General features: G+C 68.5%; 16 protein-coding genes. 5 read left to right on the forward strand and 11 right to left on the reverse strand.

Features of this window, described 5'->3' with window-relative positions:
- Nucleotides 1–90: 90 nt before the first annotated feature.
- From ACZ5LB_RS05390 to ACZ5LB_RS05400, 3 genes are all read left to right on the forward strand, one after another.
- Nucleotides 91–375: a 2Fe-2S iron-sulfur cluster-binding protein gene (locus ACZ5LB_RS05390; protein ID WP_464605129.1), complete on the forward strand. Its 285-nt coding sequence runs from the start codon at nt 91–93 to the stop codon at nt 373–375.
- Nucleotides 376–424: 49 nt separating this feature from the next.
- A complete protein-coding gene (locus ACZ5LB_RS05395) occupies nt 425–979 on the forward strand; it encodes a GNAT family N-acetyltransferase (protein ID WP_464605131.1) in 555 nt (184 codons plus the stop codon).
- 267 nt (nt 980–1,246) lie between these two features.
- Nucleotides 1,247–3,622, forward strand: a complete 2,376-nt coding sequence (locus tag ACZ5LB_RS05400; protein WP_464605132.1) for an ABC transporter permease — start codon at nt 1,247–1,249, stop codon at nt 3,620–3,622.
- Between the two features lie 33 nt (nt 3,623–3,655).
- On the opposite strand, the gene ACZ5LB_RS05405 is transcribed toward ACZ5LB_RS05400, so the two are convergent.
- The 9 genes from ACZ5LB_RS05405 to ACZ5LB_RS05445 all read right to left on the reverse strand — a co-directional run bounded on the left by ACZ5LB_RS05405 (nt 3,656) and on the right by ACZ5LB_RS05445 (nt 10,487).
- Nucleotides 3,656–4,357: a hypothetical protein gene (locus ACZ5LB_RS05405; protein ID WP_464605133.1), complete on the reverse strand. Its 702-nt coding sequence runs from the start codon at nt 4,355–4,357 to the stop codon at nt 3,656–3,658.
- Nucleotides 4,358–4,386: 29 nt separating this feature from the next.
- Complete coding sequence (locus ACZ5LB_RS05410) at nt 4,387–5,508, reverse strand: DUF4388 domain-containing protein (protein ID WP_464605135.1); 1,122 nt, start codon at nt 5,506–5,508, stop codon at nt 4,387–4,389.
- Nucleotides 5,509–5,553: 45 nt separating this feature from the next.
- Nucleotides 5,554–6,543: a gluconeogenesis factor YvcK family protein gene (locus ACZ5LB_RS05415; RefSeq protein ID WP_464605136.1), complete on the reverse strand. Its 990-nt coding sequence runs from the start codon at nt 6,541–6,543 to the stop codon at nt 5,554–5,556.
- 7 nt (nt 6,544–6,550) lie between these two features.
- Nucleotides 6,551–7,069 carry a hypothetical protein gene (locus ACZ5LB_RS05420; RefSeq protein ID WP_464605138.1) on the reverse strand — a complete coding sequence of 173 codons (519 nt, stop codon included), beginning with the start codon at nt 7,067–7,069 and terminating at the stop codon, nt 6,551–6,553.
- Between the two features lie 40 nt (nt 7,070–7,109).
- On the reverse strand, nt 7,110–8,321 hold the full coding sequence (locus ACZ5LB_RS05425) for an ABC transporter permease (RefSeq protein WP_464605140.1): 1,212 nt from the start codon (nt 8,319–8,321) through the stop codon (nt 7,110–7,112).
- Nucleotides 8,318–9,082, reverse strand: coding sequence for an ABC transporter ATP-binding protein (locus tag ACZ5LB_RS05430; protein ID WP_464605142.1), 765 nt, complete (start codon nt 9,080–9,082; stop codon nt 8,318–8,320). The genes ACZ5LB_RS05425 and ACZ5LB_RS05430 overlap by 4 nt, the downstream gene beginning before the upstream one ends.
- 39 nt (nt 9,083–9,121) lie before the next feature.
- Nucleotides 9,122–9,319, reverse strand: a complete 198-nt coding sequence (locus ACZ5LB_RS05435) for a hypothetical protein (RefSeq protein WP_464605144.1) — start codon at nt 9,317–9,319, stop codon at nt 9,122–9,124.
- 2 nt (nt 9,320–9,321) lie between these two features.
- Nucleotides 9,322–9,519 carry a helix-turn-helix transcriptional regulator gene (locus tag ACZ5LB_RS05440; RefSeq protein ID WP_464606289.1) on the reverse strand — a complete coding sequence of 66 codons (198 nt, stop codon included), beginning with the start codon at nt 9,517–9,519 and terminating at the stop codon, nt 9,322–9,324.
- Between the two features lie 89 nt (nt 9,520–9,608).
- Nucleotides 9,609–10,487, reverse strand: a complete 879-nt coding sequence (locus tag ACZ5LB_RS05445; RefSeq protein WP_464605146.1) for an undecaprenyl-diphosphate phosphatase — start codon at nt 10,485–10,487, stop codon at nt 9,609–9,611.
- A gap of 51 nt (nt 10,488–10,538) precedes the next feature.
- Between ACZ5LB_RS05445 and ACZ5LB_RS05450 the strand changes: the two genes are divergently transcribed.
- Nucleotides 10,539–11,591: a threonine aldolase family protein gene (locus ACZ5LB_RS05450; protein WP_464605148.1), complete on the forward strand. Its 1,053-nt coding sequence runs from the start codon at nt 10,539–10,541 to the stop codon at nt 11,589–11,591.
- Between the two features lie 683 nt (nt 11,592–12,274).
- On the opposite strand, the gene ACZ5LB_RS05455 is transcribed toward ACZ5LB_RS05450, so the two are convergent.
- Nucleotides 12,275–14,314, reverse strand: a complete 2,040-nt coding sequence (locus tag ACZ5LB_RS05455) for an SPFH domain-containing protein (protein WP_464605149.1) — start codon at nt 14,312–14,314, stop codon at nt 12,275–12,277.
- Between the two features lie 57 nt (nt 14,315–14,371).
- Complete coding sequence (locus tag ACZ5LB_RS05460; protein ID WP_464605150.1) at nt 14,372–15,148, reverse strand: tyrosine-protein phosphatase; 777 nt, start codon at nt 15,146–15,148, stop codon at nt 14,372–14,374.
- Between the two features lie 223 nt (nt 15,149–15,371).
- Between ACZ5LB_RS05460 and ACZ5LB_RS05465 the strand changes: the two genes are divergently transcribed.
- On the forward strand, nt 15,372–17,066 hold the full coding sequence (locus tag ACZ5LB_RS05465) for a M4 family metallopeptidase (protein ID WP_464605151.1): 1,695 nt from the start codon (nt 15,372–15,374) through the stop codon (nt 17,064–17,066).
- The last annotated feature ends 47 nt before the right edge of the window (nt 17,067–17,113 follow it).

A 17,113-nucleotide genomic window follows, 5' to 3' on the forward strand; every position in this document is an offset into this window, starting at 1 on the left:
GGAACATGCGGTCTTCCCCCGCCTCGGTCCACAGCCTAGAATTGCACAGGCACAGTCTTACCCCTGCCTTTTCCCATGCTCCGGAGCCCCATGTTCAAGGTCACGTTAAGAGGCAGGCAGACGGTCGAAATCGACCTGGAGCGCGAACTTTCCATCCTGGCCGCCGCGGCCCGCGGGGAGGTGCCCCTGACGCACACCTGCGGGGGCCACGCCCGGTGCGGCACCTGCCTGGTCACGGTGGAGGAGGGCGCCGAGCACCTTTCGCCCGTGGGCGCCAGCGAAGCCCGCATCCTCAAGGTGCTCAAGGCCGCCCCCAGCCAGCGGCTGGGGTGCCAGGCGTGGGCCAACGGGGATGTCACCTGCAAGGTGGATTAACCGCCTCGCCGGATTTTAATGAACGGGGTTCCCGGCCGATGCCTGGAACATGTCCGACTCCCCCACCATCTACCGCTATTACCAGGCGGGCGAAGTGCCGCCAGCGCCGCCGGCGGACGGGTTCCGCCTGCAGTTCTGGCGGCCCTCCTGGCGCCAGCTCCTGCACCCGGCCCTGCCGGCCCTGCCCTTCCTGGCCCTCAGCCTCCTCCACCTCCTGCACCTGTTCGCCAACCGGGACTTCAGCGTCCTGCTGATCTCCCAGGGCAGCCTCCTGGTGCACCGCGCCTGCCTGTTCCCCGCCCATTTCCGGTTCCCGTTCATGGCCGCCCGGGACCTGCAGATCGCGGGCCTCTGGACCCACCCGGCCCTGCGGGGCCGGGGGCTCGGGCTCCTGGCCCTGGCGGAGATCCTGCGGCGGTACGGCGGGCGGACCCTCTGGTACCTGGTGCGGGAGGAGAACACGGCCTCCATCCGGCTGGCCGAGAAGGCCGGCCTGCGCCTGGTGGGCCGGGGCCGCCGCAGGAAGCGGCTGGGGCTCCGGGTCCTGGGCTATTTCCATCTGGACGGCCAGGTGCCGAAGGAAGGAACCGAAGGAAGGCTTTGAACTGAACGGTGCCGAGTTCCCGATCGCCCGTCCCTGCCGGGTCATGCCACCTGTCTCGATTTTGAACCGGTAGCCACCAGGCGGATCCGACGTTCGCAGTGGGTCCAGGATGTTCTCCTTTCCGGGACAGGTAGTCCCATGAATGGGACGATTGAATCGTGCGCCGTCTACCGTAAATCGTACAATTATTGAGTGTTATAAAATGGCATAACTTTAGCTCATTAATTGAAAATCAGCGAAATTCAAGAGAACCGACCAGGATTCCCCATGCGCCTTCGTTCCCTACTCAAATCCCTCTTGCGTGATCCGCGCACGGCCCTGCCGGCCCTGATCCTGCTGGGATTGGGCATTGGCGGCTTCGCCTGGATGATGGCCCTCCACCGCAGCCTCATGATCCGGAGCCTGCCGGCGCCCAGGCCTGATCGCTTGGTCAGCCTCTTCAACGGCATGGCCTCCATGCCCGATCAGCACGGCACGCCCTCCACGGGCGACCTTCAGTTGATGCGGGGATTTCCCGGCACGTTCAAAGGGGTGGCGGCCTGGGAACCCACCAACGCAAACCTGGGACTGGAGATGCCCGTTCGCGTGCGCCTCGACCGCGTGACCGGCGATTTCTTTGATGTGCTGGAGATCCGGCCCGCCCTGGGCCGCGCCTTCCATCCCGCCGATGATGAACCGGGAGCCCCGCCCACCGTGATGATGTCCCACAGAACCTGGCGAGATCACTTCGGCGCGGATCCCAGCCTGGTGGGACACAGCATCACGGTGAACGGCGAGAGCGCCCAGGTGATCGGCATCCTCCCCGCAGGGTTCCACACGACGCACGGAACGGACCTGTTCCGCCCTTTCCAGTGGACGCCCGAACGGCGCGATAACCACGGCCCCCACTTCCTGCGCGTGGTCGCCCGCCTACAGGACGGTGCGACCCTCGCCCAGGCCCGCGCGGCCATGGGTCAGGTGGCGGCGCGCATCCGCCAGATCTTCGCGCAAGAAGCCCCCAAGGAGATCCTCGACCAGGTGCGCTACGACGCCACGCCCCACATCGATGAGGTGCTGGGCCAGGGTCTTCGCGTGTTGCGCGTCTTGCGCATCGCCACGCTCCTGGTGCTGCTGTTGGCCGCCTACAATGCTGCCTCGCTGCTTCTGACCCGGGGCCTGGGCCGGCGCAACGAGATGGCCGTGCGCAGCGCCCTCGGGGCCCAACCCGAGAATCTTCGCCACATGCTGATGATGGAAGGCGCCCTGCTGGGCTTCATCGGTGCACTGGGAGGCCTGCTGTTCACCCACCTCAGTCTGGGTCTCACAGGACACGTGCTCGCGTGGAGTTTCCCGGACCTTGCCCTGGAAGGCCTTTCCCTCGATGGACCTTCCGTTCTGGCTGCGGCTTTGCTGGGCCCGCTCCTGGGGGCCCTCTGCGCCCTCGCGGCCCAACCGGGCAACCAAATCGCCAACATCCTTCGAACGGGCGGACGTTCCCCTCGCCTGGGCGGCCCCGGCCGGGCACGGCGCGTGCTGGTGGGCACGCAGCTGGTGCTGGGCGGAACGCTGCTCATCGTGGCCCTCTCCCTGCAACACGGCCTGGGGCGCCTCATGGCTTCGAACCCGGGCTTCGATCTGGATCGAGTCTGGACGTTCCAGATCCAGCCCGGCAAGGGGACGCCCCTGGCCGCGCGCAATCGGTTGGCCCAGGCCATCACGCAGCGGCTTGGCGCCCTTCCGGGCGTACAGGCCGTAGGGGCCAGCAATGGACTGCCCATGAGTGGTTTCCGTAGTGACCTCAACGCGCTCCTGCCCGATGGCCGGAAGGTCGATCCCGAGGCCCGCGCCCTGACGCCCGGCATGGTCCGTGCCTTGGGTTTGCATCTGCTGCGGGGCCGCGATGTGGAACCCACGGATAGCGCCGATGGCGAGAAGGTGATGCTGGTGACCCGCACGCTGGCCCAGCAGGCCTTCGGCACCGACGATGTCGTGGGCCGGCGTCTCAGCCTCCTGGGGCAATCTTTCCGCATCGTGGGCTTGCTGGCGGATGTGCACGAGTTCGGCCCTGCACAAGTCGCCCCACCCATTTTCTATGTGCCCCTTGCCCAGTCGAGCATCGTGTGGAACCAGGATCTCCATGTGGCCTTCCGATCGATGGGCCCTCCGCCCTCGGAGCAGCAGATGCAGGCCCTGCTTCGCGAAGCGGCGCCGGGCCAGGCCCTCTTCCGATACCTGCCCATGCGGGAACTTCTGAAGGCTCAGTTGGGCCCCCAGCGAATGGCCCTGGCTTTCATCGGGGCCTTCGCGAGCCTGGCCCTTCTGCTGGCGACAGGCGGCGTGTTCGGCATCATGGCCGCGTCGGTATCGGCCCGGCGAGCCGAGTTCGGCGTCCGTTCGGCCCTGGGTGCCACACCCCTTTCCATCCTTGGCCAGATCCTTGGAGAAACCCTCCGGTTGGCCTCCCTGGCGGGCGTGGCGGGCGTGTTGCTAGGCGGCCTGTTGGAACGGGTGGGCCGCGATGTGCTGGGCACCTGGCCCGACCCACCCATCCTGATCACCGTCGTTTCCCTCGCCTCCCTGGTGGGCGCGGCCCTGGCGGCGGCCTTTCTTCCGGCTATGCGTGCCGCAAGGGTTTCACCTTCCGAGGCCCTGCGGGAAGGCTAGGCCGACCCGAACCTGCCTCCTGGACCTTACCGGCTAGTCGAGCTTGAAGCCGACGCCCTGCCAGACCCGCACCCGGGTCGTTCCGTCCGCACCCCTCGCCGGGTCGAAGACGATGCGCCGGGCGGCCTCCAGGCAGGCCTCGTGGGCCTTCTGCACCCACTCGCCCTCCCCGGGCAGGCCCTGCAGGAGCCGCGTGTCCAGGACCTCGCCGTTCTCGCTGATGAGGACGTTCACCACGACCACGCCGCTGACCTTGCGGGGGGACGGGGTGACCTTGTTGAGGTTCATGGGCTTGGCGGGGGTGATGTCGGGGGTGATGGGCACCACGGTCTTGGCGGCGTCGGCGGCCTTGCGTTCGTTGGCCTTGGCCAGTTCCTCCTTCAGGGCCTCGTTGGCGGCCTGGGCCGCGGCGGCGTCGTCCTTGGCCTTCTGGAGCTCCTTCAGGATGGTGTCCGAGCTGCCCTGGTTCTCGGCGAGGGCGCCCTTGATCTGGTCCAGCTGGCGCTTGACGGCCTCGGTCTCCTGGCGGGCCAGGTCCCGGCTCTTCTGGGCGGCGGCGAGGTCCTCCTGCATGCTTTCGGTGGCCGCCAGGCGCTCCTTGAGCTCGTCCCGCTCCTGGGTGAGCTTCCGGATCTGGGCCTGGGCCGGGGTGGCCTTGGGGGCGGGCTTGGGCTTGGCGGCGGCTGGCACGGCCAGGGCCAGGGCCAGGATGGCGTTGAACCAGGGGTTGGGCATTCGCACAGGGCCTCCGGGGCTCGGGGGACCTAGCGCCGGTAGCCGGGCTGGGCGCCCCCAGGTGATTTCTGCACTTTCAGGATCCCACGCTTGAGCAGCTTGGAAAAGATGGCCAGGCACTCGTCGTGGGGAAAGGGGGAGATGGAGATGATGTCGTGGATGCTCCACACCGCGTTCACGCGGGTGGCCAGGAACGCCTCGTTGGGCCCCAGTTGGGCCTGCATGAGCTCCTCGATGCTCACGGCCAGTTCGGGCACCAGCGTCTCGTCGATGGTGTTCTCCTCCATCATGTGCTCGACCACCTGGAGCATGCGGGTGGCCTCCTGGAGCCGGGGCTGTTCGGCGAGGAGGTTCCGGAGCTCCACCTGGGCCTCCTGCAGCTTCTGGCGCTCCACCAGCTGCCGGGCCCGCTGCAGCTGCAGGCTGGACTGATCCCCGAGCTTGCCGCCCGGGTGGAGGATGCGCACCATCCCCTTCTCGGCCAGGTCGAAGATGAGCTTGTTGGCCTTGAATTCGGGCACGCGCATCTCGATGACGAGCTGGTCGATGGTCTTGTGGCCGTCCATGCGGGTGAGGATGTCGGCGTCCTCGGGCGCCAGCGGGAGCATCTCGGCGATGGCCTCGGAGACCCCCACCACCACGGCGTCCCCGCCCTTGATGACCTTGCGGATGCGCTTCCACTCGTCGGTCCTGCGGGCGCCTTCCAGGACGATGCCGGTCACCTCCAGGCTGAGCAGCATGGATTTCTGCAGCGGAGGCTGGCCGTCGTGGAACTCGAAGGTGCCGGTGTCCCAGAGGAAGGTGTCGTAGACGGACTCCTCCACCTTGAGCTGGACGATGCGGCGGATCTCGGCCTCGGTGACCAGCTGGCGGTTCACCAGGATGCGCCCCAGGAGCTGGTTCTCGTCCTCCTGGGTGGCCAGGGCCTCGCGCAGCTGCTCCTCGGTGATGCGGTTGTAGGCCAGGAGGTACTGGCCGAGGTACTCCCGCGGGTCCGAGGACCACACGCTGGTGATGCGCCCGTCGGAGAAGGCCACGCGCTTGGTGTGGAGGAAGCCCTTGAGTTCGAGGATGCCGGTCTTCTTGCCCACCGACAGCCATTGGAGGATGTCCTCCAGGCCCATGGTGGAAAGATCGCCTTTTATGCCCATTCCTCGACTCCGGTACCCCAATGGTATCTGTATTCGGGCCCGTGGCTACAACGTTGCGATGACCTCCCGCAGGGCCCGGTTGAGGAGCACGGGGTGGTGCCTGACCATCTCCGCCTCCGGATCCAGGAGGGCATAGGCGAAAACCGGCACCCCGCAGAGGACCGGGGCGCCGGGGACCAGGGGGGTTCCGCCCTCCTGCCGGTAGCGCCGCAGGAGGTTGTCCGGCAGGGGCGCGGTGTTGGCGATGACGGCGGCCACGGCCAGGTGGGCGTGGGACTGGATGGCGGCGAGGTGGGCCTCCAGGTCCAGCCCGGAGCTCTCGCCGGGCTCGGTCATGAGGTTGGCCACGTAGACCACCGGGTGGCCGGTGCGGAAGACCGCCTCCCGCAGTTCGGTCACCAGGAGGGAGGCGATGGTGGAGGTGTAGAGGCTGCCCGGGGCCAGGAGGATGAGGTCGGCCTGGAGGATGGCCAGGATGGCCTCGGGCAGGGGCTCGGCGTCCAGGGGTTCGGCCCAGAAGCGCGCCAGGGGCGGCGTGCAGGCGTTCACGTTGGTCTCGCCGGTGTAGCGCCGGCCTTCCATGTCCTCGGCCTTGAGGACCACCGGCACCACCGTGGAGGGGTAGAGGCGCCCCACGGTCACCAGGACGTTGGAAAGCGCCCGGATGGCGCGCACCCAGTCGCCGGTGAGGTCGGCCATGGCGTGGAGCATCAGGTTGCCCAGGGAATGCCCGGCCAGCGAGCCGTCCCCCGTGAACCGGTAGTTGAGAAGCTCGGAGAGCACCGACTCCTCGCGGGTGAGGGCCGACAGGCAGTTGCGCAGGTCGCCCGGGGGGATCCCCCCCAGCTCGTCCCGCAGGCGCCCGCTGGAGCCGCCGTCGTCGGACACGGTCACGATGCCCGTGAGCCGCCAGGGGTCCCGGGCGCGCCCCGCCTCGGGCTTCAGGGCCCGCAGCAGGGCGGCCAGGCCCGTCCCGCCCCCGATGGCGACGACCTTCAGGGGCTGGTCGGCGTGGAGGCCCCTCCCGCCGTCCACGGGTGCGTCAGCCGCGGTTGAAGACGGCGAAGGGGGCGCTGTGCCGCACGCCGTCGAAATCCGCTTCCAGACGGAACTGGTAGATGAGGCCGGGATCCAGCTCCGTGGCTTGGCTCAGGGCGTCGGCGGCGGGCTGGGCCTGGTCCAGCTGGGCCAGGGCCAGGGCCTTGAGGTAGTGCAGGCCGGCGTGGCCGGGATGGGCCTTGAGGGCCTCCTCGACCAGGGCCAGGGCCGCTTCCGGCGCGTGCCGGTTGAGTTCCACCTGCACGGCCAGTTCGGCGGTCTGGGGGAGGCTGGCGTCCAGGTTCTCGAGGCGCGACTGGATGGCCTTGAGGTAACCCTGGGCGGTGCGGCTGAGCCGCAGTTCCTCCCGCTTGAGGGCCTCCTCCATGAGGGTCCCGAAGGCCGCGGAGGCCTCCTTGAGCGCGCCGGCGTTGAACTGTTCCAGTGCCTTGGCGAGCAACCCGTCCAGCGATGCGTCCTTCAGGGGAGCCTGGCTTTCGGATGTCTTGGGCTTTGTGGCCATGCTTGATACCTCGGAATGATCGACGGATTTCAACTATACCCTAAACCTTGAATATAGCCGATTCGCGCCTGAGCATGCGGGTGGATAGCCAGGTCATGAGGCAGGCCAGGCCGATGGTCATGAGCAGCGCAACCGTGTATTCCCAGTAGTTGGCTTGCTGGCTGAACAGTTTGCGGATGGCGAGGCTGACGTTCACCACGGGCACGTAGGGCAGGAAGGCCATCTTCTCGATGCCGGGCGCCATGGAGAAGACCCCCAGGAAGATCACCACCACCATGCCCGGCATGATGGCCGTGCCGGCCTCGACGGTGTTCTTGGCCTGGATGCCCGCCAGGATGATGAAGTTCGCAAAGAAGAGACCCAGGGGAATCATCAGGATGAAGGTCAGCCCGAGGGTCCCCGGCGACGCCAGGGCGCTCAGTCCCGGCATGGCCTGCGCCCCCTGCCCCGCCGCGGCCGCCTCGGACCCCACCAGCCGGCTCACGGCGAAGGCCATGCTGAGCAGGTTGATCATGGCCACGATGATGCCGATGGAGAAGACGTACAGGAGCTTGCCGATGATGATCTGGCTGCGGGGGATGCTGGTGGAAAGGAGGCTGAGTAGGGTGCCCCGCTCCTTCTCGCCGGCGGTGGCGTAGATGCCGTGCTGCATCGCGCCCGCGAACATCATCATCATCACCATGTAGGGGAGGAAGGAACCCAGGGCCTTGCCCAGGGCCCGGCTGGTGCCGCCGGCGTCGTCGGGCTCGATGCGCGTGGGAACGGCGAGCTGCGTCGAGGCGCCCATGGCCTTCAGGCGCTCCTGCACCACCACCTTGTCCCGGCTGGCCACGGCCTTCTTGAGGCGGTCCAGGGCGAGGGTGGAGGACTCGTCGCTGCGGTCGTAGACGGCCTTGACCGACCAGGTCTCCTGCCGGCGCTGCTTGTCGGCGGCCTGGGGCTCGATCTCCAGGGACATTTCCAGCTTCTGGTCGCGGATGGCCTGCTTGAGGTCCCCGGAGGGCCGCTCCACCACCTGGAACTCCTTGGGGTTCGCGGTCAGCACGCCCGCGAGGGCGCCGGAGTCGTCCACCACGCAGACCCGGCTGGGGCGCCCGGTGCGCTCGGCCTTGTCGCTCTTGCCCAGCTTGCCGATCATCCCGAACAGCAGGGGGAACAGCACCAGGGGCATGACGAAGGTGAAGAACATGGTCTTGCGGTCCTTGGACAGCTCCATGAACTCCTTTTTCACGATCAGCAGAGCCCCCCTCATGCCACGCCCCTTTCCTTGTTGGCAACCAGTTGGAAGAACACTTCGTCGAGGGTCCGGACCTTCCACCGGTCCAGGATCTCCCGGGGTGAGGCGTCCCCGTGCAGGGTCCCCTCGAAGATGATGCCCACGCGGTCACAGATGGCTTCCACCATGGGCATGACGTGGGTGGAGACGATGACCGAGCGCCCCTCGGCCTTCATGATCCCCAGGAGGTCGAGCACGGTCTTGGCCGTGAGCACGTCCAGGCCCGTGGTGGGCTCGTCGAAGATCACCACCTTCGGGTCGTGGAGCAGGGCCCGGGCGATGGACACCTTCTGCTTCTGGCCCCCGGAGAAGCCTTCCATCTTGACGTCGGCGAACTCGGCCATGTGCAGGCGCTCCAGGAGGTGCAGGCCGCGGCGCTCGGCCACGGCCGCGTCCACGCCCTGGAACTCGCCGAAGAGCTTGAGGAGCTCCCTGGGCGTGAACCGGTTGTAGACGCTGAGGTCGGTGGAGAGGTAGCCGATGGTGCTCCGGGCCCGTTCGGGCTCCTTGGCGGAATCGATGCCGCACACCTGGATGGTGCCGGCGTCCGGGAGCATGAGGCCCGCGATCATGCGCAGGGTGGTGGACTTGCCCGCGCCGTTGGGACCCAGGAGGCCGTAGATCTCGCCCGGCTTCACCGTGAGCGAGATGCCCCGGACCGCTTCGATCCGCATCCGGGAACGCGATTTCTTGTCCTTTACATTGAAGGACTTATAGATGTCAGAGATCTGGATCAAGCCGTCTCCTTCTGTTTCAGGGGTGAAAGTTCAACAAGTCTAGTCCCGCAAACGGTAATAGGCGAGGGCAGCGACCTTGGTCACGGCCATGATGCACAGGATGGCGAAGAGGTCCTTGCGCAGGCCCTCGCCCCGGTACTGCGCGCGAAGGCAAAGGAAGGCCGTGGCGAGGCTTCCGGCCACGGCGGCGTGGCTCGTGGCCTTGTAGCGGTGGAGGATCATGCGTTCGTCGAACATCCTCAATGCTCCTTAAGCTCGAACAGGGCGTCGGTGGCCATGGCGAAGACCCGGGCCAGGTGCAGGGCCAGCGGCAGGCTGGGCACGTACTTCCCCTGCTCGATGGAATTGATGCTCTGGCGGGAGACCCCCACCGCGTCGGCCAGGTCCTGCTGCGTCATGCCGAGGCCCTGCCTCGACTCGCGGACTCGATTGTGCACGACCAGCCGTGCCATGGGTCTCCCGGATAGTGTCAACTCGACTTGACATCAATCTAGGGGCATCCGAACGCTCTGTCAAGCAAACTTGACTAGAGGGAAACACCCTGGGCGAAAAAGAAGCCCTTGGTCCCCACCGTGCCCAGGATGACCAGGGCCACGCCGACGCAAAGACAGTAGAACGCGAAGGGGTTGAGCTTCGGCTTGCGGGTGAACCGGTCCAGGAGCCCGATGGCGAGGTAGCCCGACACGGCCGACACGGCCACGCCCACGGCGCAGGCCACGGCGGGGCTGATGGAGCCGGCGGGGAAGGCCAGTTCGGCGGGCAGGGGCTGGTGCAGGAGCAGGGGCTTGAGGATGCGGGAGCCTTCCAGGACGGCGGCGCCCAGGATGGTGGGCATGCCCAGCAGGAAGCTGAAGCGGGTCGCCGAGGGCAGCTTCAGGCCCCGGAACACGCCCATGGCGATGGTCGAGCCGCTGCGGGAGAGCCCGAAGCCGCCGCCGATGCCTTGGATGGTGCCCACGGCCAGGGCGTCCCAGGGGCGCATCCCCTCCAGCCCGCGGGCGTCCTCGTTCCGCGCGCTCATGGTGTTGGCCGCGAAGAGCAGGGCCGCCGTGACCAGGAGGCAGACGCCGTAGATCCAGAGGTGGTCCTTGGCGGTCTCCTTGAGGTGGCGGGTGGCGAAACCGAAGACCACGGTGGGCGCCATGGCCAGGAGGATCCACCCCGCCAGGCGCAGCCCCTCGGGGTCCCGTCCCAGCAGGCCGCGGACCATCTGGAGGACTTCGGCGCGGAAGTACACCAGCAGCGCCAGGAGGGTCCCCACGTGGAGGAGCACGTCGAAGGCCAGGGGCATGCTCTGGTGCAGGAGCAGGTTCTCCGCGAGGGTCAGGTGGGCGGTGGAGGAAACCGGCAGGAACTCGGTGAGGCCCTGGACGAGGCCCAGAAGGATCGCGATGAGAAGGGTCATGGAGGCTCCGTAGCGTCCAGGGTAGCAAAAAAAAGGGCTACAATCGGGAACATGAGAACCCTTGATTTCCGCTCCGACACCGTCACCCGGCCCACGCCCGGAATGCGAAAGGCCATGGCCGAGGCGGAGGTGGGGGACGACGTCCTCGACCGCGACCCCACCATGGACCGCCTGGAACGGCGCGTGGCGGAACTCCTGGGCAAGGAGGCCGGCCTGTGGACCCCCACCGGCTGCATGGCCAACGCCATCGCCCTCATGCTCCACCTCAAGCGGGGGGAGCGCTTCCTGGCCCCCGCCCAGGCCCACGTGCTGGGCTCGGAGCTGGGCACCGCGGCTTGGCTCGCCCAGGGCATGCCCGAAGCCCTGCCCTGGGAGGGGGGCCCCGGCAGGATCACCCCCATGCAGGTATGGAAGGCCGCGGGCGCCCCCGGTCCCTACTACACGCTGCGCACCACCCTGCTCTGCCTGGAGAACACCCACAACTTCGCCGGGGGCACCTGCCTATCGGCCGCCGAGCACCGGGCCCTGGTGGAACAGGCCCAGGGACGCGACCTGAAGGTCCACCTGGACGGCGCCCGCCTCTGGCACGCCGCCGCGGCCTGCAACGCGTCGCTGGCGGACCTGGCCTGGGGCGCCGACACGGTGAGCGTGTGCCTCAGCAAGGGCCTGGGCGCGCCCATGGGCTCCGTGCTGTGCGGAACCCGGGAGGCCGTGGAAGGTGCGCGGCGCCTGCGCAAGATGCTGGGCGGCGGGGTGCGCCAGGGCGGCGCCATGGCCGCGGCGGGCCTGGAGGCCCTGGACTACCTGCCCCGGATCCCCGAGGACCACGAGAAGGCCCGGCTCCTGGCCGACGGCCTGCGGTCCATGGGTTTCCAGGTGCCGGCGCCCGAGACCAACATCCTGCTGGTGCCGGTGCCCGACGCCCCTTCGGCCCAGGCCATCCTGGAGGAGGCCCGGGTGCGGGTCCTGCCGGTGGGCGCGGCGCTGCGGTTCATCACACACCGCGATCTCGCCCTGGAGGACGTGGCGGAGGCGGTGGAGCGCATCCGGGGCATCTCGGACCGGCTTGTGACCACCTGGGAGGGGGTCCGGCCGATGATCTAGGGGCCGGGAGGGAATAGTGGAATTGGCTTTGATGGATTTTTTGGCGTCGGTAGCTTCGGGTAAAAAACCTGTACGCTGAGGACGCTGAGGCGCGGAGTTACGCCGAGGTGGCTTCGCATCCTTGGCGCCGACCCATTGCGCCCAGGCCCTGCCCGCTGACGCGGGCCGCGTCGCAGGCGACGCGCGGCAGGGGTCGCCGGCCCTTCCACATGCGAGCCTGTGGCGGGCCAGCGCCCCCTGCCTTGGACGGGCCTGGGCTGGACGTTGTGGGTTTCGAGGGGTTTCGGGCTGGACCTCGTTCGGCTCTGCCGCAACGTCTCGGAGCGTGTGGTGTTCCAGCCGATGCGGTTCGATGACCCACGATTCCAGGCGCCAAGGAACCACGCCGCCGAATTCCATCCGGATCGATGAGCCCAGGCCCGTCCAAGGCAGGGTGCGCAGGTCCTTCCGCAGGCTTGCATGCGGAAGGACCTGCGCGCCCTGCCGCGCGTCGCCTGCGACGCGGCCCGCGCCAGCGGGCAGGGCCTGGGCGCCATGGGTCGGCGCAATGGGTCGCGAAGCCACCTCGGCGTAACTCTGCGCCTCGGCGTGCTCGGCGTACGGGTTTTTTACCCGAATCCACCGAACCAAATATTTCCAGCCAAGCCAGTTCCACTATTCAATTCGACCGGAACCCGAAGCCCCTACCCCTGCCCCTTCCCCATCTTCCGCATCATCTCCTCCTTCAGCGCCACCGCCGCCGGGTCCCTGGGCGTGGCCGGGGCCACCCCCACGATCTCGCCCACCTTGTCGGACAGCAGCACCCCCAGCAGGCTCTCGATGAGGTTTCCACCGCCGCCCGAGCCCGCCATGTTGATCTTGGGCACCACGTCCACCTGGGAGGACTGGATGGCCTCGGCGAACCGGTTCATCACCTGCTGGACCAGCTGGAACTGCGGGCCGCCGTAGGCGCGCACCTGCTCCTCGATGGCCATGGCCTGGGCGATGCCCACCCGGGCGGCCTTCTCGGCCTCGGCCTCGGCCAGGGACTTGATGCGCTTGGCCTCGCCTTCACCCATGAGCCGCAGCTTCTCGGCCTCGGCCGAAGCCAGGGTCTGGATCTGGGCGGCCTGCTGCTGGGCGCGGGCGTAGTCGGCCTTGCCGGCGTTGCTCTGCACGTTGATGGCGATCTCGGACTCGGTGAGCAGGGTCTGCTGTTTGGCCTTGGCCTCGGCCTCGCGCAGCTCGCGCTCCTTGACGGCCGCGGTCTCCTGGCGCTCGTAGGTCTCCACCTGCTCGTTGGCGATCTGGCGGCTGCGGAGCTGGGTGAGGATCTGCTCGATCTGGCCGCCGGCGGCGCCGCTGGTGGGGGTGCCGATGAGCACCTCCTGCAGCTCGAGGTTGTACTGCACGAACTTCTCCTTCATCTGGACGCCGCTCTGGTCCTGGATGGCCGAGCGGTCCTGGATGAGCTGGATGAGGGTGCGGGTCTGGCCGATGTTCTTGAAGTAGGCGCTGACCATGGGGTCCAGGGTCTGCTCCACCAGCTTCTTCACGTCGCCGAAGCGCTGGATGACCAGGGGCGCCTTGCGGTAGTCGATGTGCACCACCACTGACAGCGGCAGGCTGGGCTCGAAGGCGTCCTTGGTGATGAGGCTCACCTCGGTGAGGTTCTCGTCGTACTTGTGGGAGCCCACCTCGGACCGGTTCCACTTGAGGATGAAGTTGGTGGTGGGCACCACCAGCACCTTGCCGGCGTAGGTGTTGAAGGCGTACTTGCCGGGCAGGAGCGGCTCGCTCCAGACGCCCCGCTGCCCCGGCGTCACCAGCTCGCCGTGGCGGTACTCGGAGCCGCTGATGTCCGTGCCGGCCTCGCCGGTATAGGACACCACCACGCCCACATTGCCCACCTCCACGACGGTCTTGGGGATGAGCTCCACCGTGGCGAAAAGGCGGTTGATGTAATAGGTGCCTTCCACCAACACCTGGTACTGCCGGCCCCGGAAGCCGCCGGCCTTGAGGAACTTGTCGGCATCCTGGAAGTTGTTGTGGTAGCTGGCCGCGCTGTTGAGGTCCTGGCCCACGGTGGGGGCGATGATCTCGCCCGAGGGCAGCGAGGGGCCGTCGTGCACGGTGGCGATGCCCACGGCGTCGTCCGTGCCCCGGATGATCACGGGGCGGTAGCCGCCGCGCTCGGCGATGACGGCGGACATCTTGGTGAAGGAGTCCAGCTCGCTGCGGTCCATGGGCAGGTAGTACATCTGGTCCTCGGTGAGGACCACGAACTGGGCGAGGTTCACGGCGTAGGTGCCCTCCCGCAGCAGCCCGCGCTGGGGACCCTTCTGGCCGCCGGCGCCCAGGAAGGCCCGCACGTCCTGGAAGCCGTCGGTGGTCGCGTTGGAGGCGAGGGTCTGGGTGGGGGGCAGGTCATGGCCGTCCCGGGCGAAGACGTAGCCGATCTTGCTCTGGGGGATGGTGACCAGGGGCACCTTGTGGATGCGGTACATGAAGGGCATGAACAGGTGCCAGCCGCCGCGGAGCACCTCGGGCTGGAACCCGGCCTCGCCGTTGAGGGCGATGAAGCCGGACTTCACCGAGCCCCGGCCGCTGATGAGCTTTTCCACGATGCCCACGCGGGTGTTGGGGATGTAGCGCACCGTCTTGGAAAGGAGCAGGAGCAGGACCAGGGCCGCGACGGCCCAGGCGAGAACCTGGAAGACGGGAAGTCCTGGCACCAAATCCATGGCGGCTCCTTGGGGTGGGGATCACCCAGTCTAGCAGCCTGGAAATTATCGGGGGGATCAGGCCCCCAGGTACCGGTCCCGCAGGACGGCGCGCGCGTCCGGGCCCAGGCCCAGGCGCCCCTCCAGGTAGGCGTCCACCGGGCCCATGGCCCGGAAGGCCGACTCCAGGTAGCTCCTGCGCACCTCGAACATGGGCCGGATGCCCTCCCGGGTCATGGGCGGCTTGAGCAGGTGCGGCGCCACGGCCAGGACTGCGTCCATTTCCGAGTCCGCGTCCAGGAAGCGGGAGGTGAGGAGGTAGTCCTCCATCGCATCCTCCGGGGAGACGCCCAGGGCCAGGAGGAGGAGGGCGCTGCCCAGGCCCGTGCGGTCCTTGCCCGCCGCGCAGTGCAGCAGGACGCGCGCGTGGGGGATGGCCAGGATGTGGGCGAACATGGCGCGATAGGTCCCGGCGTGCTCCAGCGCCAGGACCCGGTACAGATGCTCCATGAAGTCGGCGGTGCGCGCCGTGCCGTCGGCGTCGAACAGGCCCTCCGGGTTCCCGGGGACGATCTCCAGGTTCTCGGTGCGCGGCGCGGCCCCCGGGGCCCAGGCCGAGGGTTCGAGCTCGCACTCCGAGCGCTGGCGGAAATCCACCACCAGGTCCAGGCCGAGGGCTCCGACCCGCGTCCGGTCCCGGCCGGTGAGTCCCGAGAGGCGCCCGCTGCGGAACAGCCGGCCCCAGGCCACGGGCCTCCCGCCATGCCCGCGGTAGCCGCCCATGTCACGGAAATTGCGGACGCCTTCGAGGCGGAGATGACGGTCGTGGGTCTGGGTCTGGCCATCCAGGGGCATTGCGTCTTCCTGTCGAACGTGGTCATCCAGGATACACCAGGGCCCGTTTTTTCCTGGGGTCCCCCGGAACCGGGACCGCCCCACGGGTTACGAATGATGAATATAACTACCGTCAATTTATGGCTTTCCGCGCGGGCACGGAATCCCGCGCCTGGGCATCAGAACAGGAACTCACCCGAATCAAGGCCATTCGCCTTGTCCTCCCGGGCAGGCAGGAGCGTGCATGCGTTCAATCTTCCCCATCCTCTTCCCCATCCTGGCCCTGGGCCCCCTCCCCCTCCGCGCCGCGCAAGGAAACCCCTCCTCCCCGGGACGTTCCGCCGAGGTCATCGCCCGGTTGCGGGAGGCCCGGGCCCACCTGGGCCTGGAAGCCTCCGACGACTTCGTCCCCAGGGACGAGTTGCGCGACGAACGGGGCCGGGTCCATGTGCGGCTCCAGCAGACCCACCGCGGGCTCCCGGTGTGGGGGGGACAGGCCATCGTCCACGTGGCCCCCTCGGGGGACGCGTCGCCCATGACCGACGCCCTGGTGCGGGGCGTCCGGGTGGAGCCCACCCCCAACCTGGCCCCCGCGGAGGCCCTGGCCCTGGCCCAGGACCGCCTCGCGCCCCGGGGCGCCTATGCGGACCCGCCCCGGGCCGAGCTGGTGATCTGGCCCGAGACCGCCCTTCCCCCGGGGGCCGGGGACGCCCCGGACGCCACGGATCCTTCGGTGGCGCCCGTGGTGGTGGGGCACCGCCTCGCCTACCACCTCCACGCGGCCCTGGCGAACGGCCCCGGCGAGACCCGCAGCGAGGATTTCCTCGTGGATGCCCACACGGGGGCCATCCTGAAATCCTGGTCCACCCTCTTCACGGCCCGGCGCAGGCGCCCGTCCACCCTTCCGGGAAGCCCGGCCCGCGGGACGGGGAACTCCCAGTACAGCGGCAAGGTGCCCTTGCACATGATGTGCGCCCCGGACGGCTTCGAGCTGGCCGACCCCACCCGGGGCGGCCTCGCCACCCGCAACCTGGCCGGCACCACGGAGGGGCCCGGGGAGCCCTTCCGGAACGCCACCCGCGACTGGGGCGACGGCCAGAACTACGACCCCGGCCGGGGCCCGGCGTCGCCCAACGGCCAGACCGCGGCGGTGGACGCCCACTACGGCCTGCAGTCGGCCTGGGACTTCTACCTCAACGTGCTGGGCCGCAAGGGGCTGGACGGCCATGGCACGGCGCCCACCAACTACGTGCACTACGCCCAGGGGTACGACAACGCCTTCTGGTCCGACGAATGCTTCTGCATGACGTACGGGGACGGCCTGCGGCTCGGGGCGCTCACCTCCCTGGACGTGGTGGGCCACGAGGTGTCCCACGGCCTGTGCACCGCCACCGCGAACCTGGACTACGAAGGCGAGGCCGGGGGGCTCAACGAGGCCAATTCCGACATCTTCGGCGTCATGATCCGCTTCTACGCCCGGGACGGGCAGGGCCGCGGCACCCGGATTCCCGAGGCCCGGGGCCCCTGGACCATCGGGGCCGACCTGGGCGACACCCCCTTCCGCCACCTGGACCGGCCCAGCCTGGACGGCCTGAGCCCCGACGAATGGACTCCCGGGCTCAAGGACCTGGACCCCCACCACGCCTCGGGCCCCATGAACCGCGCCTTCTATTTCCTGGCCCAGGGGGCCAGCCCGGACCCCGGGAGCCCCGCCTTCAGCCGGTGGCTGCCGGAAGGCATGGAGGGCATCGGCAACGACAAGGCCCTGCGCATCTGGTGGCACACCCTGGCCACCCGGCTCACCCCCACCAGCGGCTATCGCCAGGCCCGCGCGGGCGCGCTCCAGAGCGCCCGGGAGCTCTACGGCGACGGCAGTCCCGAGATGCAGGCTGTGGGAAAGGCCTTCCGGGCCATCCACGTGGGGAGGAAGACGCGGTAGGAACCAAGCAGGGGCTTCCGGCATCCAGGTAGGATCGTTCTGATCGG

This window comes from Mesoterricola sp. MK458 (assembly GCF_055384935.1).

What these genes read in the sequence shown, in the direction of transcription:
- ACZ5LB_RS05390 (WP_464605129.1), top strand. Translation starts at nt 91, where the DNA reads ATGTTCAAGGTCACGTTAAGAGGCAGGCAGACGGTCGAAATCGACCTG.
- ACZ5LB_RS05395 (WP_464605131.1), top strand. Translation starts at nt 425, where the DNA reads ATGTCCGACTCCCCCACCATCTACCGCTATTACCAGGCGGGCGAAGTG.
- ACZ5LB_RS05400 (WP_464605132.1), top strand. Translation starts at nt 1,247, where the DNA reads ATGCGCCTTCGTTCCCTACTCAAATCCCTCTTGCGTGATCCGCGCACG.
- ACZ5LB_RS05405 (WP_464605133.1), bottom strand. Translation starts at nt 4,357, where the DNA reads ATGCCCAACCCCTGGTTCAACGCCATCCTGGCCCTGGCCCTGGCCGTG.
- ACZ5LB_RS05410 (WP_464605135.1), bottom strand. Translation starts at nt 5,508, where the DNA reads ATGGGCATAAAAGGCGATCTTTCCACCATGGGCCTGGAGGACATCCTC.
- ACZ5LB_RS05420 (WP_464605138.1), bottom strand. Translation starts at nt 7,069, where the DNA reads ATGGCCACAAAGCCCAAGACATCCGAAAGCCAGGCTCCCCTGAAGGAC.
- ACZ5LB_RS05425 (WP_464605140.1), bottom strand. Translation starts at nt 8,321, where the DNA reads ATGAGGGGGGCTCTGCTGATCGTGAAAAAGGAGTTCATGGAGCTGTCC.
- ACZ5LB_RS05435 (WP_464605144.1), bottom strand. Translation starts at nt 9,319, where the DNA reads ATGTTCGACGAACGCATGATCCTCCACCGCTACAAGGCCACGAGCCAC.
- ACZ5LB_RS05445 (WP_464605146.1), bottom strand. Translation starts at nt 10,487, where the DNA reads ATGACCCTTCTCATCGCGATCCTTCTGGGCCTCGTCCAGGGCCTCACC.
- ACZ5LB_RS05450 (WP_464605148.1), top strand. Translation starts at nt 10,539, where the DNA reads ATGAGAACCCTTGATTTCCGCTCCGACACCGTCACCCGGCCCACGCCC.
- ACZ5LB_RS05455 (WP_464605149.1), bottom strand. Translation starts at nt 14,314, where the DNA reads ATGGATTTGGTGCCAGGACTTCCCGTCTTCCAGGTTCTCGCCTGGGCC.
- ACZ5LB_RS05460 (WP_464605150.1), bottom strand. Translation starts at nt 15,148, where the DNA reads ATGCCCCTGGATGGCCAGACCCAGACCCACGACCGTCATCTCCGCCTC.
- ACZ5LB_RS05465 (WP_464605151.1), top strand. Translation starts at nt 15,372, where the DNA reads ATGCGTTCAATCTTCCCCATCCTCTTCCCCATCCTGGCCCTGGGCCCC.